Below are 14911 nucleotides of genomic sequence, written 5' to 3' on the forward strand. Positions count from 1 at the left end.
GTGCGACCGGCGGCGGGCCGAGCGGCCGGGGGGCCGGGGGCTTCGCGCCGGGGGCGGGCTCGGGCCGGCTGCGGCGGCCACCGCCCGGGGCGGGCTCGGGCTCGGCGGGCCGGAGGGCCCGCAGGCCACCGCCGGAGGGGCTGAGGCCGGGCAGCGCGCCGCCGGTGGGGGTGCGGCCGGGCGTGTCACCGAGGGGTTCGCCGTGTCGGATCGCGGCGCGGCGCCCGGAGGCGGGGGTGGCGGGCGCGCCGACCCGGTCGTTGAGCGCGCCGACCAGCGCCTGGCAGCCGGCGTCGCAGGCCCGCACGGAGGCGACCGCCTGCCGCACGGTGTCCGCCACGGCGGAGGTGAGGGCGCGGTTGACGGTGGCGCGCCGGGGCGTCTCGCTGATGGCCACCCGCAGGGCGGTCACCGCTGAGGTGAGCTCGTCGGCGTCGGCGACCCCGTCGGCGGCGAGACGCGCCGCGACGGCCTCGGCGGGGACCGGGGCGTCGTCGCCGCGACCCGCGGTGCCGCTGAGCATCCCGGGCTCGGGCAAGGCGTCCAGCACGGCCAGCGAGACCGGCTCGGCCGGGTCCGGGTACGCCCGCAACGCGGCCGGGTAGAGCTCGCGGAGCACCTCCCGCAGCGCGACGGCGGCGGAGTGCCGGCCGCTGGACAGGGCGGCGTGCGCGGCGAGGACCTGCTTGTAGCCGGCGAGGTCCCGGGGGGCGGGGAGGGTGACGGCGGAGAGGGCGCCGGCCTGCAGGGCGCGGGCCAGGCCGACGGCGCGCCGCTCGGCCGGGGGCGACTGCATCTCCTCCAGGGAGTCGTCGTCGGCGAAGCGCTCGGCGAAGTCGTCGACGGAGTCGTCGTCGGCGATCGCCAGTGGACGCCCGGCGGCGCTGAGCAGCGAGGTGACCGTGTGGTCGTCGCTGTCGGCGGCGATGGCCGCACCGCTCGGCCCGCCCGACCGCTCCACGAGCAGCGCGACCAGCTGGGCGTAGCCAGCGGGGTCGTCGCCGATCTCGCAGACATGCAGCAGACGGCCTGCGTCGTCGACCACAGCGGACGTCAGCGTCGAACCGGCCGAGACCGGTCGGTCGGCCGGATCCGCCGAGGCCAGACCGCAGTACACGCGCACGAGCGCCACGGCGTCGTCCTCCTCCCGGGACACAAGGCTTTCACTGCCAGAGACTGATGCTCCCCGTAAAGGGTCAGTCGCGCCAGTCCACCGTCGCAGAGATCTTCCCGACAATGGTGCGCCAACCCAGACTTGCGGTTTGTGCCCCGATTTTCTTCAGTCGGCGCCGACCGAAGAACCCGCCGACGCCGCCGTCGACCGTGGCGCGCAGCGCCTCGTCCAGGTCGTCGAGGCTGGAGCCGGCGGAGAGCATGTCCAGCACCGCGGGCAGCCGCAGCGCGTACGCCAGGTCGCGGGCCACCTCGCCGGCCTCGATGAGCAGCGTCGGGTCCCAGGTGTCGTGCCCGCCGCGGAGGTTCTCCACCACCAGGTCGAGCTCGTAGATGTCCTCGTCGAGCGGCGCGATGTCGGCCGGCTCCACCCGTTCGGACAGTTCATTCCAGCTGTCCAGTTGAGACAGGTCGTTGGGCGCCCCGGAGCGGATGAAACTGACAAGCGACTCGGGCGTCTTGAAGAGCAGCAGCTTCCCGCGGTGGCTGAGGAAGGCCGGCACCTCCTCGTCGCCCGCCTCGTCCTCGTCGTCCTCGTCGGCGGTCGCGGCGTCCTCGTCGTCGGTCGCGTCTCGGCGGCGGCCCTTGGCCTCCTCCTCGTCGCTCTCGGCGAACTCCTGGGCGACCTCCTCGTCGAGGATGACGACGGCCTCGTCGTCGTCATCCTCGTCCGCCTCCGTGACCTGGCGACGGGCCAGGAACGGGTCGTCCTGGTCGCGCTCGGCGACGTCGGTGGGGGTCAGCTCCCGCGCCGGCCGGTAGGCCCGCAGGGTGTAGCCGGTGCCGGCGGGCAGCGCGATCTCCACCGGGTCGATGCGTAGCTCGTCCCAGAGGGCGCGGGCGGCCTCGGCCGAGACGGTTGCGGTGCCGGACTCGGCCGGGGCGTCGGCTTCGGCGAGCTCGGGCTCGTCGGCGTCGGGCCGTTGGGGCGACTGGCGGGCCACGCTGACCTCCGTGTGCTTCGGGTTGCCCACCCGCCGGCGTCCGCCGCCGGCGAGTGACTCTGGGCACATACCCTAGTGGGCGTCTCCGGGAGAGCGTGCCCGCACCCCGGTGGCGGCGCGGGCCGCCGACAAGTAGCGTTGCTACACATGAAGGCCCAGGCGCTGCACGGACACCTCGACGCGCTGCTGCTCGCGGTGCTCGAGCAGGGTTCGCTGCACGGCTACGCGATCATCGAGGCGCTGCGTATCCGCAGCGACGGGCAGCTCGACCTGCCGACCGGCACCATCTATCCCGCGCTGCGCCGGCTGGAGCGGGCCGGCCACGTGGCCAGCACCTGGAGCACCGTCAACGGGCGGGAACGGCGGACGTACCAACTCACCGACGAGGGCCGGCGGGCGCTGGCCGGCGAGCGGTCCGGGTGGCACGAGTTCCGCTCCACCGTCGGCCGGTTCCTCGACACCGACACCCCGCCGGCCGCGCCGGCCTGACCGGGACCGCCGGTGGGTGCCGTCCGGCCGAGAGGGCCACGGCGGCGGAGCCCACCCCGGCGGGGTTCAGCGGGCGGCGAGCAGCCAGGTGCGGGCGGCCCGGCCGAGCCAGAGATAGCCGGCGGCGGCCACCGTCGCACCGATGATCATGGGAGGCCAGGTGAGCGCGGCGTCCCAGAGGCCGATCGACCACGCGAAGAGGGCCGAGCCGGTCAGTACGCCGAGGGCGAGGACCCCGGTGAGGGCCGCCCCCACCGCCCGGTCGGCGGCACCGCCGCGCAGCGCCGACCGGCCGGCCGGCAGCAGCCCCGTCGCGGCCAGCACGAACGCCGCCGCCCAGACCCAGCCCACCGACGCCGACAGCACCTGGTAGCCGGCCGGCGGCGGGGATCCGTCCCAGCTCGACCCCTGCCAGGTGAGGTCGCCCGCGACGAACGCGACCGTGGCGAGCGTGATGACCCGAAGCGACAGCCCGCGCAGCGCACCCGCCGCCAGCTCCGCCTGATAGGCCGGGGCGAGCTGTGCCGGGGAGCCGAACTCGGCCACCGCCCGGCGCTGCGCCTCCGTCGCCGGCAGCCCGTCCGCCCGGTACGCGTCGACGGCGTCCAGCAGCCCGTGCCGTGCCTCGGTCAGCAGGTCGGACTTCAGCCGGCGCGACCCCCGCAGGTGCGCGCCCAGCTCCCGCAGCCGTTCCTCCACCATCGTCGCGTCGTCCTCGCCCCGCATGGCCCCACCCTGTCACGGGCCGGCGCCGGACGTCGTCGGGGACAACCCTGGCCCGACCCGGAACCGGGCGGGCGCGACAGGCCGGGCGGAGGTCAGGGGCGCAGTGCCAGGTACCCGCGTTCGGCCGCCTCCTGGATCAGCCACTGGTCCCGGTACCAGCCGGGGGCGGCGACCAGTTCGGCGTGCCGGCCGCGCTGGGCCACCCGCCCGCCGTCCAGGACCACGATCTCGTCCAGCCCGGCGAGCCCGCTGAGCCGGTGACTGATCAGCAGCACGGAGTGCCCGGCCGGGGTGGCCGCCAGCGCGGAGGCGAGCACCGCGTCGGCGGCGGCCGGGTCGAGCCCTTCGGTCGGCTCGTCGAGCACCAGCACACCCGGCGCCGCGAGCAGCGCCCGGGCCAGCGCGAGCCGCTGCCGCTGACCGCCGGAGAGCTGGCCGCCCTCCTCACCGACCACGGTGTCCCAGCCGTCCGGCTGCTCGCGCACCCAGTCCAGCAGCCCGGCCGCCGCGGTCGCCGCCGCCAGCTCCTCCTCGCCGGCGGCGGGCCGCCCGAGCAGCAGGTTCTCCCGCACCGAGGCGTGGAAGACGTACGCCTCGGCGAGCAGTCCCCCGACGGCGCGCGGCAGGTCGTCGGCCCGGTACGCCGACAGCTCCCGCCCGTCGAGGGTGACCCGTCCGTGCGCGGGGCGCACCGCGCCGGTGAGGACGGCGGCCAGCGTGCTCTTGCCGGCGCCGCTCGGCCCCACCACCGCGACCCGGCCGCCGGGCGGCAGGTCCAGGCTGAACCCGTCCAGGGCGGGCGGGGCGCCCTCCCGGTACCGGACGGTGACCTCCTCGAACCGCACGTCGTACGGCCCGGGGCCGACCTCCGCGCCGCCGGGAGTGGCCGGACCGGCCGGGGCGTCCAGCAGGGCGGCGACCCGGGTCAGGCCGGTCCGCAGCTGGGTCCACTGCCGGGCGGCCCCGACCAGCGCCAGCGCGATTTCGACGGCGGCGAGCGTGCCGACCGCCAGGACGCCGACCAGCACCCCGTCCACGCCGTCGGCGAGCGCGGCGAGCACCACCGCGCCGGCGGTCAGCCCGGCCACCAGCACCCCGGCCGCGTCGACCGCGAAGCCCGTGGCGGCCAGCCGCCGCTCCAACCGGGCCAGCCGTCGGGCCCGTGCCCCGGCCGCCTCCAGCGCGTGCCCGGTGGCGCCGAATGCGGCCAGGTCGGCGGCGCCGTGGGTGAGGTCGACCGCGTCGGTGGCGAGGGCACCGCGCAACGGCGCCAGCTCGGCGGCGGCGCGCCGGGTCAGCGCGGTGGCCAGCGCGGGCAGCGCCACCCCGGCGACCAGCAGCCCGACCGCGAGCACCCCGGCGGCGGCCGGTGACATCAGCGCCGCCCCGCCGACCGCGAGCACGCTGACCAGCGCCGCCGCCGAGGCCGGCACCAGCACCCGCAGCAGCAGGTCCTGGACGGCCTCCACGTCGGAGACGAGCCGGCTCAGCGCGTCGCCGGAGCGCTGCCGTGGCGTCGGGCGGGCGGCGAGGGTGCCGAAGACCCGGGCCCGGACGTCGGTGATCAGCCGTAGCACGGCGTCGTGCCCGGCGAGCCGTTCGGTGTAGCGCAGCACGCCCCGGCTGATCGCCAGCGCCCGGACCGCCACGATCGCCACGGTGAGGCGGTCCAGCGGAGGCTGGCCGGCGGCGCTCATCAGCAGCCAGGTCGCGGTGGCCATCAGGGCGAGGCCGGCGTACTCGGTGGCGGCGGCGAGCAGCCCCGCGCCGAGCAGCCGGTTCAGGTACGGCCGAGCCAGCCGCAGCACGGCCCGCTCGGCGGAGCCGGCGCGGCCCGGCGCGGCCCGGGCGCCGGACGACAGGGGCTCGTCGGTCATCGGGTCGCCTCCCCGGCCGCCGTGGGCGTCAGCTCGGTGACCCGGCCGTCCTCGACGCGCAGGATCCGGTCCGCGTCGGCGAGCAGCGCCGGCCGGTGCGCCACCAGCAGCGCCGTACGCCCGGCCACCAGCCGGCGGGTGGCGTCGAGGACGACCGCCTCGGCGGCGGTGTCCAGCCGGGCGGTCGGCTCGTCGAGCAGCACCACGGGCGCGTCCCGCAGGAACGCGCGGGCCAGCGCGACCCGCTGCCGCTGCCCGCTGGAGAGGCCGTGCCCGCGTTCGCCGAGGACGGTGGCGAGCCCCTCGGGCAGCCCGGCGACCACGTCGTCCAGGGCGGCGTCGCGGACCGCCGTGGCGAGCGCGGCGTCGGGGGTGTCGGGGGCGCCGAGGCGGATGTTGTCGGCCAGCGAGGCGGCGAAGAGGTGGGCCCGCTGCGGCACCCAGGCCACCTGGCGGCGCCAGCCGTCGGCGTCGGCGTCGGCCAGGTCCACCCCGCCCACCGTGACCCGCCCGGCGGTCGGGGTGACGAAGCCGAGCAGCAGGCCGAGCAGGGTGCTCTTGCCGGCGCCGCTCGGCCCGATCACGGCGACGCGCTCGCCCGGCCGGATGGTCAGCGTGACGTCGCGCAGGGCGGTGGTCCGCTCGTACGCCACGGTCACCGCCTCGAACCGGAGCTCGCCGCGACCGTCGGGGACGGCCGCGCCCGCGCCGGGCGGCGGCGCGGGGGCGGCGGCCGACAGCGTCAGCGCCTCGTCCAGCGCGGTGAGCCCCTCCATGCTGGCGTGGAACCGGGCGCCGGCCGCCCGCAGCGGCAGGTACGCCTCGGGGGTGAGCAGCAGCACCAGCAGCGCGGTCTGGAGGGTCAGCCCGCCGCCGAGCAGCCGCACGCCGACCGGCACGGCGACCAGCGCCACCGAGAGGGTGGCCACCAGCTCCAGCACCAGGGCGGACAGGAACGCGATCCGCAGCGTCTTCATGGTCGCGACGCGGTGGCCGTCGGCCATCCGGCGGACCACCTCGGTCTGCGCCCGGGCCCGGCCGAACGCGCGCAGCGTGGGCAGCCCGGCGACCATGTCGAGGAAGTGCCCGCCGAGCAGCGAGAGCCGCCGCCACTGCCGCTCGGTGGCGGCCTGCGCCTGCCAGCCGAGCAGTGCGCCGAAGATCGGGATCAGCGGCAGGGTGACCGCGATGATCAGCGCCGAGCTCCAGTCGGCGACGAAGATCCGGGCCAGTACGGCGAGCGGCACGGTGACGCTGAGCACCAGCTGCGGCAGGTAGCCGGTGAAGTAGGCGTCCAGCGCGTCCAGCCCGCGCCCGGTCAGCGTGGCGAGCTGCCCGGCGCGCTGTCCCGCGACCCAACCGGGGCCGTGCCGGCCGACCGCCGCGAGCAGGTCGGCCCGCAGCGCCGCCTTGACCGTCGCCGCGACCCGCGCCGACACCGTGCCCTGCGCCCAGACCAGCAGCGAGCGGGCGGCCACCGCGGCCGCGAAGCCGGCCAGCGCGGGCCGGTCCAGTCGTCCTTCGAACGCGGTCGCCAGCAGCGCGGCCAGCGCCGTGGCCTGCGCGACGACCAGCCCCGCGGCCAGCACGCCGAGCAGCGCGAGCACGGCGAGGTCGCGTCGGGCCCCCGGGACCCGACGCAGCAGACGCGGGTCGAAGGGACGGCGGTTCACCAGTACACCGGTGCCCTGCCGTCGGTCCGTCCCCGGAACACCCACCAGCACATCGCCTGAAAGCCTAGTAGGGCCGGCAGGAGCGGCAGCGTCACCCAGCCCAGCAGCCGCAGCGTGGGTGTGCTCGCCGCCGCGTCGGCCACGGTCAGTGACGCGCCCGGGTCGACCGTGGAGACGAGCGCGTAGGGCCAGATGGTCGTGCCGGCCAGCGCCACCGGCAGCGCCAGGGACGCGCAGGTGGCGGCGAAGGCCAGCCCCGGCCGCCGCCGGGCGAGCGCCGCCCGGGCCGTCAGCAGCGCCGCGACCAGCAACGACAGCAGCAGTACGCCCACCATCGGCTGCTGTGTGGCGGCGCGTACGTCGGCGGAGAGCAGGCCGAGGACGGTGGCCGCGCCGACGGTGGCCAGCGCCACCGGGACGAGCCTGGCGGCCAGCCGCCCGACCGGCGCGGCGTCGGCGGCGGGCAGCCGGAGCGTGAGGAAGGTCGCACCGTGCAGCGCGACCAGCGCGACGACGGCGAGCCCGGCGGCGGCCACGAACGGGGTGAAGAGGTGGGTCACCCCGGCGACGTGGCCGTCGGCGCGCAGCGGTACGCCCTGGAGCAGCCCGGCGAGCACGGCGCCCCAGCCGAGCGCGGCGAGCACGCTGCCGACGACCACGACCCGGTCCCACCACGCGCGGGCGCGCTGCCCGTCGGGGCGGCTGCGCAGCTGCACGCCGGCGGTCACCAGGACGACCCCGGTCAACGCGCCGAGCACGGCCGGGTAGAAGCCGGAGAGCAGCTCCCCCTCCAGCACCGGGAAGGCGCCGAACAGGATGCCGACGGCGGCCACCAGCCAGACCTCGTTGCCGAGGAAGAACGGGCCGACCGCGTTGAGCGCGGCGCGGCGGCGGGCGGGGTCGGCGCCCCGGGCGAGCAGCAGGCCGACGCCGTAGTCGTAGCCGCCGAGCACCAGGTAGACGGCGAAGAAGAGGCCGAGCAGGGCGTACCAGGCGAGTTCCACGGTCGTCTCCTCAGGCGAAGGCGGGCTCGGGGTGGGGGTCGGCCGGCGGCTGGTCCGGTTGCCGGCCCAGGGCCGGGTCGTGCGCTCCCCGGGCGGCGTGCCGGGCCAGCAGCACCCAGTTGGTGACGGCGAGGGCGCCGAGCAGCAGGCTGAAGCCGATCAGCGAGGTGAGCATCAGCCAGGGGCTGACCGGCGACACCGCCTGGTCCACGGGCAGCAGCCCGTACGCGGCCCAGGGCTGGCGGCCGACCTCGCGGGCGATCCAGCCGAGGATCATCGCGACGAACGGCAGCGGCAGGGCGAACTGGAGGATCCACAGCGGGACGCGCAGCCGGATCACCCAGTCCCGCCAGAGCAGCGGGAGCATCAGCCAGAGCAGGCCGAGGGTGAAGCCTATAAGGATCATGAAACCGAGGCCGACGTTGGCGAGGGCCGGCGGGGTGTAGTCGCCGGGGCCGAACCGGGCGGTCCAGTCGGCGATCAGCGGCGCGGCGGCGGGGTCGTCGCCGAACTTGGTGGGCTGCACGTCGCTGATCGCGAAGAACTGGGCGAAGCCGAAGCCCTGCACGAAGAAGATCGCCACCGCCGAGGTGATCAGGCCGATGCGTAGCCCCTTGCGGTGCAGCGCGAAGTCGTCGGTGCGCCGGACCAGGTGCCACGCGCTGACCGCCGCCATCAGCATTCCGCCGACGAGCAGCGCCGCCGTGACGACGTGCCCGAGGGCCACGCGGAAGGTGGGGTTGTCCAGCAGCGCGGAGAAGTCGGTGAGGTGCGCGACCCCGTCGCGTACCTCGTAGCCGACCGGGTTCTGCAACCAGGAGTTCGCCACCATGATCCAGAACGCCGAGGCGTACGCGGTGATCGCGACGCCCCAGAGCAGGGCGAGGTGGACGCCCCGACGCAGCCGGTGCCAGCCGAAGATCCACATGCCGAGGAACGTCGACTCCAGGAAGAAGGCGACAAGCGTCTCGATGGCCAGCGGCGCGCCGAAGACGTTGCCGACGTAGCGCGACAGCCCGCTCCAGTTCAGCCCGAACTGGAACTCCATCACGATGCCGGTGGCGATGCCGAGCACGTAGTTGATGACGTAGAGCTGGCCCCAGTAGCGGGTCAGCCGCTCGTAGACCGGCTTGTTCGTGATCACCCAGGCGGTCTGGAGACCGACCAGCAGGGTCACGAGGCCTAGGGTCACCGCCACGAAGAGGAAGTGGATCGAGGTGGTGGTGGCGAACTGCAGGCGGGCGAGGAGCAGGGTGTCCATGGCCGGCTCTCCGTACGGTTGGCTCACTTGTCGTAGCGAGCCTACACGTAGGTTCTCTACACATGACTACTATGGCCCGTCGTAGACGATGCTACGACGAGTTGTAGTAGCTGTGGGGGAGGATGGGGCGCCGGGCGGGTCGCGGTCGCGGGCGGTCCGGTCCCAGCATGTCCGCACGCGATCCACGCGTCGGTAACTCCACCGTGCGGGGAGGGGCGCTCGCGGGCGCGGCGCTGCGCCGGCACGGATACGGCCCGCCGCCGGGGCAGCGGCCGGTGGGCCGCCCGGTCAGCTCAGGAAGAGGGAGACCGGCAGGGCGGCCACGGTGGTCGCCACGGCCAGCGCGGCGGCCCCGAGCAGCCGGGGCGGCCGGTCGGCGACCAGGAGCCGCTGCACCCGGACGTCGAGGTCCCGGTCGCCCAGCCCGAGCGTGCCGGCCGGAGTGACCCGGTTGCCGGCCGCGGCGAACCGGCGCAGCGCACCGGCCAGCGGGGCGTCGGCGTGCGCCTCCCGGGCCTTGTCGTCGGCCCGCATCTCGACCAGCAGGGCGACCCGGTCGTGCGCCTCACGGACCCAGGCGAACCAGGGCAGCGCCCGGCTGAGCGCGGTGAACGGCAGCAGCACCAGGTCGTGCCGTTCCTGGGCGTGCGCACGCTCGTGGGCGAGCACGGCCGCCAGCTCGGCGCTGTCCAGCAGGTCGAGCGTGCCCGCGCTGACCACCACCCGGGGCCTCATCCCGGGCAGGCAGTACGCCGCCGCGCTCGGGTGGTCGAGCACCAGCGCCCCGGGCACCGTCGGGTCCCGGCGGGCGACCAGGGCGAGCAGGTCCCGGTGCCGGCGCTGGGCGCGTACGGTGCCGTGGATGCTGCGCACGGTCGTGGTCAGCAGGACCGCGCCGATGCCGAAGCCCACCCCGACGGCGGCCAGGTGCGGCGCGCCCAGCCCGACGGGCAGGGTGCCGTGGGCGAGGTCGGTGGCGAGGGCGACCAGCGCGCTGCCGGTCGGGCGGTCGTACGCGGACAGGCCCAGCGCCATCGGCACGCCCATGGCGGAGAGCCCGAGGGCCAGCCCGACGGCCTGCCAGCAGACGATCGCGACCCGGGGACTGCGCCAGGTCCAGGTGGAGCGGGCCAGCACCTGCGCGGTCAGCCAGCAGGCCAGCATCGACGCGGCGAAGTGCAGGGCGTACGCCACGACCGCCGCCCTACCGGTCCGCTGCCTTGTCGGCCCGGGGCGGTCGGCCGACCCCGTCGACCGACGGCGCCTCGACGCGACCGGTCAGCGCGTCCCCGTCGTGCCCGACCCCTTCGGCCTCGGCTCCGAGGGCGGCGCGCAGCACCTCGGCCTCGGTGCCGGTCACCGAGCGGGCGAAGCGCACCAGCGCGGCGTCCCGGCTGCCCCCGAGGTCGAGGGCGTCGAGCATGAGCTGGGCGATGTACTGCTCGCGGCTGGCGGCGGCCCGGTAACGCCAGGCCCGCCCCTCCCGCTCGCGCTGCACCATGTCCTTGCCGGCGAGCCGGTCCAGCACGGTCATCACCGTCGTGTACGCCAGCTCGCGGCCGTCCAACGCGTCGGCGACCTCGCGCACGGTGATCCCGTCCGACGTGCCCGGGACCGAGTCCCACAAGACGTCCATCACCGCACGTTCGAGATCACCAAGCCGAGTCACGCCGCAATCCTACCCCCGGTAGTAGATCTGCCCCGCCCCGCACCACAGCGGCCCACCCGAGGCAGCACACCTGAGCTGAGCTTTCCCACGGACCTGTCCGCGGACGGACAGAGATCCTCACACCCCCTTGGGGTGCCAGACCGTCTTCGTCTCCAGCAGCGTGGTCATCCGGGTGATGCCCGGGTCGGCGGACCAGTCGTGGTCCGCCGGGGCCGGCCGGAGCACCCGCTTGAGGTTCTGCGCCGCCTTGATCTCCAGCTCCGTCGCCAGTTCGGCGTCGGCCACCCCGGTCAGGTCGATGGCGTTGACGTCCATGTGGGCGGCCAGCGCCGGCACGGTCTCGGTGATCCGGCCGGTGAGCAGGTTGACCACGCCGCCGGGCAGGTCGGAGGTGGCGAGCACCTCCGCCAGGGTCACCGCCGCCAGGGGCTGCGTCGGCGAGGTCGCCACCACCACCGTGTTACCGGTGACGATCGCCGGGGCGATCACGCTGACCAGGCCGAGCAGCGCCGGGGACTCGGGGGCGACCACGGCCACCACGCCGGTCGGCTCGGGCGCCGACAGGTTGAAGTACGGCCCGGCGACCGGGTTGGCGCCGCCGTACACCTGGGGGAGCTTGTCGGACCAACCGGCGTACCAGACCCAGCGGTCCACGGCCGCGTCGACCTCGTCGCCGGGCACGCCGAGGGCGACGAACTGCTCGCGCCGGCCCTCCAGCATCTCGGCGACCCGGTAGAGGATCTGACCCCGGTTGTACGCGGTCGCCCCGGCCCAGCCCTTGACGGCGGCGCGGGCGGCGACGACGGCGTCCCGCGCGTCCTTGCGGGAGGCCAGCGACACGTTGGAGTCCTGCACGAGATACGACCGTCCCGACTCGCTGCGCGGGAACTTCCCGCCGATGAAGAGCTTGTACGTCTTGCGTACCGCGACCCGCTCAGACATTGAGGTAGCCCTCCAGCCCGTGCCGGCCGCCCTCGCGACCGTAGCCCGACTCCTTGTAGCCGCCGAACGGCGAGGTGGGGTCGAACTTGTTGAACGTGTTGGCCCAGACGACGCCGGCGCGCAGCCGGTCGGCCATCCACAGGATCCGGGAGCCCTTGTCGGTCCAGATCCCGGCCGACAGCCCGTACGGCGTGTTGTTGGCCTTCTCGACGGCCTCGGCCGGGGTGCGGAACGTCAGCACGGACAGCACCGGGCCGAAGATCTCCTCGCGGGCGATCCGGTGCGCCTGGGTGACCCCGGTGAAGATCGTCGGCGCGAACCAGAAGCCGCGCTCCGGCAGCTCGCACGGCGGCGACCAGCGCTCGGCGCCCTCGGCGGACCCGGCGTCGGACAGCTCCCGGATCCGGGCCAGCTGCGCGGCCGAGTTGATCGCGCCGATGTCGGTGTTCTTGTCCAGCGGGTCGCCGACGCGCAGCTGGGCCATCCGCCGCTTCAGCGACTCCAGCACCCGGTCGGCGACGTTCTCCTGGATCAGCAGCCGGGAGCCGGCGCAGCAGACGTGCCCCTGGTTGAAGAAGATCCCGTTGACGATGCCCTCGACCGCCTGGTCGACGGGGGCGTCGTCGAAGACGATGTTGGCCGCCTTGCCGCCCAGCTCCAGGGTGAGCTTCTTCCGGGTGCCGGCCACGGCGCGGGCGATGGCCCGGCCCACCTCGGTCGAGCCGGTGAAGGCGACCTTGTCCACGCCCTGGTGCTCGACCAGCGCGCGGCCGGTCTCGCCGGCGCCCGTGACGATGTTGACCACGCCGGCGGGCAGGTCGGCCTGCTGGCAGATCTCGGCGAAGAGCAGCGCGGTCAGCGGGGTCGTCTCGGCCGGCTTCAGCACCACCGTGTTGCCGGCGGCGAGCGCAGGGGCGATCTTCCACGCCAGCATCAGCAGCGGGAAGTTCCACGGGATGACCTGCGCGGCCACGCCCAGCGGCCTCGGCTCGGGACCGAAGCCGGCGTACGGGAGCTTGTCGGCCCAGCCGGCGTAGTAGAAGAAGTGCGCGGCGACCAGGGGCAGGTCGACGTCGCGTGACTCCTTGATCGGCTTGCCGTTGTCCAGGGACTCCAGCACGGCCAGCTCGCGGGAGCGCTCCTGGATGATCCGGGCGATCCGGAAGAGGTACTTGGCCCGGTCCCGGCCCGACATCGGGCCCCAGACCTTCTCGTACGCCTGCCGGGCGGCGCGGACGGCGCGGTCCACGTCCTGCGCGCCGGCCTCGGCGACCTCGGCGAGCACCTCCTCGGAGGCGGGGTTGACCGTCTTGAACGTGCCGCCGTCGGTGGGGTCGACGAACTCACCGTCGACGAAGAGCCCGTAGGAGGCCTTGAGGTCCACCACCGAGCGGGACTCGGGGGCGGGTGCGTATTCGAACATCGGCTCTCAGTCCAGGGTGAAGTAGTCGGGACCGGAGTAGGTGCCGGTCGTCAGCTTGGTGCGCTGCATGAGTAGGTCGTTGAGCAGGCTGGACGCGCCGAACCGGAACCAGTCCGGGTCCAGCCAGTCCGGGCCGACGGTCTCGTTGACCATCACCAGGTACTTGATCGCGTCCTTGGTGGTCTTGATGCCGCCGGCCGGCTTCACGCCGACCTGCCGCCCGGTGGCGGCCCGGAAGTCGCGCACCGCCTCCAGCATCACCAGGGTCACCGGCGGGGTGGCCGCGACCGGGACCTTGCCGGTGGAGGTCTTGATGAAGTCGCCGCCGGCCAGCATCGCCAGCCAGGAGGCGCGCCGCACGTTGTCGTACGTGGCCAGCTCGCCGGTCTCCAGGATGACCTTGAGGTGGGCGTCGCCGCAGGCCTCCTTGGTGGCCACGATCTCGTCGTAGACCTCCTGGTAGCGGCCCGCGAGGAAGGCGCCCCGGTTGATCACCATGTCGATCTCGTCGGCGCCGGCCGCCACGGCGGCCCGGGTGTCGGCGAGCTTGACCTCCAGCGGGGCCTGGCCCGACGGGAAGGCGGTCGCCACGCTGGCCAGGTGCACACCGCTTCCGCGCAGCACCTCGGCCACGTGGGGCACCATCGAGGGGTAGACGCAGACCGCGCCCACGTGCGGGCAGGACGGGTCGGCCGGATCGGGGCGCAGCGCCTTGGCCGCGAGGGCCCGCACCTTGCCCGGGGTGTCCGCCCCTTCGAGGGTGGTCAGGTCGACCATCCGGATCGCCAGGTCGATGGCCTGGGCCTTGGCGGTGGTCTTGATGGAGCGGGTGCCGAGCTGTGCCGCCCGCTGCTCCGCGCCGACCTGGTCCACGCCGGGCAGGCCGTGCAGGAAGGTCCGCAGAGCGGTCTCGGATCGTCCCAACTCGGAGAGCTCCGACCGGGCCGACGTCGCTGTCGCCGTCATGCCCCGAAGTCTACGCACCCGGCCGAGGGGTGATCTTGGTCACGGTGCCGTCGGCGGCACGGTGGTGAGCGACGTCGCCGTCCCGCCTCACCCGCAGTGCCGGGGCGGGCGGACCGGTAGGTTGAGCGATCGTGGACGTACACGTCATTGACCATCCGCTCGCCCAGTCGCGGCTGACCGCCATGCGGGACGCGCGCACCGACTCCTCCTCGTTCCGGGCGGCGCTGCACGAACTCACCACCATGCTGGTGTACGAGGCCGCGCGCTCGTTCCCCGTCGAGAAGTACCCGGTGCAGACCCCCGTCACCGGCACCGAGGGCACCCGGCTGGCCAACCCGCCGCTGCTCGTGCCGGTGCTGCGGGCCGGCCTGGGCATGGCCGACGCCGCGCTCGGCCTGCTGCCGGAGTCCTCGATGGGCTTCGTCGGCCTGGCTCGCGACGAGGAGACGTACGAACCGCGCGCCTACATGGAGTCGCTGCCGCGCGACCTCAGCGGCCTGCCGGTGCTGGTGCTGGACCCGATGCTCGCCACCGGCGGCTCGCTGGAGCACTGCTGCCGGCTGCTGGCCGACCGCGGCTGCACCGACATCACCGTGCTCTGCGTGCTCGCCGCGCCCGTCGGCATCGAGCGGCTGGAGCGCTCCGGCCTGCCGCTGCGCCTGGTCACCGCCTCGATCGACGAGGGGCTCAACGACCGCATGTTCATCGTGCCGGGCCTCGGCGACGCCGGCGACCGCCAGTTCGGTGGCATGCCCCGCTTCTGA

General features: G+C 75.0%; 13 protein-coding genes and 1 pseudogene. 2 read left to right on the forward strand and 12 right to left on the reverse strand.

The genetic code is table 11. The features are described 5' to 3' along the window. Both ACFHW0_RS25185 and ACFHW0_RS25190 read right to left on the reverse strand, forming a co-directional pair. Window positions 1–1156, reverse strand: a pseudogene (locus ACFHW0_RS25185) (transposase); the annotation flags it as partial. Window positions 1157–1196: 40 nt separating this feature from the next. Further along, window positions 1197–2147 carry a DNA primase gene (locus tag ACFHW0_RS25190; protein WP_416611391.1) on the reverse strand — a complete coding sequence of 317 codons (951 nt, stop codon included), beginning with the start codon at window positions 2145–2147 and terminating at the stop codon, window positions 1197–1199. A gap of 117 nt (window positions 2148–2264) precedes the next feature. Here ACFHW0_RS25190 and ACFHW0_RS25195 point away from each other — a divergent pair, with 117 nt between their 5' ends. Beyond that, a complete protein-coding gene (locus ACFHW0_RS25195) occupies window positions 2265–2606 on the forward strand; it encodes a PadR family transcriptional regulator (RefSeq protein WP_416611393.1) in 342 nt (113 codons plus the stop codon). 66 nt (window positions 2607–2672) lie between these two features. Here the strand turns inward: ACFHW0_RS25195 and ACFHW0_RS25200 are convergent, their stop codons facing one another. From ACFHW0_RS25200 to deoC, 10 genes are all read right to left on the reverse strand, one after another. Next, entirely contained in the window at window positions 2673–3332 is a 660-nt protein-coding gene (locus ACFHW0_RS25200) for a permease prefix domain 1-containing protein (protein ID WP_416611395.1), read from the reverse strand. Between the two features lie 92 nt (window positions 3333–3424). After that, a complete protein-coding gene (cydC, locus tag ACFHW0_RS25205) occupies window positions 3425–5209 on the reverse strand; it encodes a thiol reductant ABC exporter subunit CydC (protein ID WP_416611397.1) in 1785 nt (594 codons plus the stop codon). After that, entirely contained in the window at window positions 5206–6882 is a 1677-nt protein-coding gene (gene cydD / locus ACFHW0_RS25210) for a thiol reductant ABC exporter subunit CydD (RefSeq protein WP_416611399.1), read from the reverse strand. The genes cydC and cydD overlap by 4 nt, the downstream gene beginning before the upstream one ends. Beyond that, a complete protein-coding gene (locus tag ACFHW0_RS25215) occupies window positions 6879–7886 on the reverse strand; it encodes a cytochrome d ubiquinol oxidase subunit II (RefSeq protein WP_416611401.1) in 1008 nt (335 codons plus the stop codon). Before ACFHW0_RS25215 ends, cydD begins: the two co-directional genes overlap by 4 nt. A 10-nt stretch (window positions 7887–7896) precedes the next feature. After that, window positions 7897–9147: a cytochrome ubiquinol oxidase subunit I gene (locus ACFHW0_RS25220; RefSeq protein ID WP_416611403.1), complete on the reverse strand. Its 1251-nt coding sequence runs from the start codon at window positions 9145–9147 to the stop codon at window positions 7897–7899. Window positions 9148–9435: 288 nt separating this feature from the next. Then, window positions 9436–10341 carry a M56 family metallopeptidase gene (locus ACFHW0_RS25225; RefSeq protein ID WP_416611405.1) on the reverse strand — a complete coding sequence of 302 codons (906 nt, stop codon included), beginning with the start codon at window positions 10339–10341 and terminating at the stop codon, window positions 9436–9438. A gap of 10 nt (window positions 10342–10351) precedes the next feature. Further along, window positions 10352–10816 (reverse strand): BlaI/MecI/CopY family transcriptional regulator, encoded by a 465-nt coding sequence (locus ACFHW0_RS25230; RefSeq protein WP_416611407.1) that lies wholly within the window; start codon window positions 10814–10816, stop codon window positions 10352–10354. A gap of 117 nt (window positions 10817–10933) precedes the next feature. Further along, window positions 10934–11758 carry an aldehyde dehydrogenase family protein gene (locus tag ACFHW0_RS25235; protein WP_416611408.1) on the reverse strand — a complete coding sequence of 275 codons (825 nt, stop codon included), beginning with the start codon at window positions 11756–11758 and terminating at the stop codon, window positions 10934–10936. Next, window positions 11751–13181 carry an aldehyde dehydrogenase family protein gene (locus ACFHW0_RS25240; protein WP_416611410.1) on the reverse strand — a complete coding sequence of 477 codons (1431 nt, stop codon included), beginning with the start codon at window positions 13179–13181 and terminating at the stop codon, window positions 11751–11753. Before ACFHW0_RS25240 ends, ACFHW0_RS25235 begins: the two co-directional genes overlap by 8 nt. Window positions 13182–13187: 6 nt before the next feature. After that, on the reverse strand, window positions 13188–14147 hold the full coding sequence (deoC, locus tag ACFHW0_RS25245; protein ID WP_416611412.1) for a deoxyribose-phosphate aldolase: 960 nt from the start codon (window positions 14145–14147) through the stop codon (window positions 13188–13190). Between the two features lie 131 nt (window positions 14148–14278). Between deoC and upp the strand changes: the two genes are divergently transcribed. Further along, window positions 14279–14911, forward strand: a complete 633-nt coding sequence (gene upp / locus ACFHW0_RS25250; RefSeq protein WP_089002050.1) for a uracil phosphoribosyltransferase — start codon at window positions 14279–14281, stop codon at window positions 14909–14911.

It is taken from the genome of Micromonospora sp. LOL_025, assembly GCF_048060285.1.
In the GTDB taxonomy this organism is placed as follows: Bacteria; Actinomycetota; Actinomycetes; order Mycobacteriales; family Micromonosporaceae; genus Micromonospora.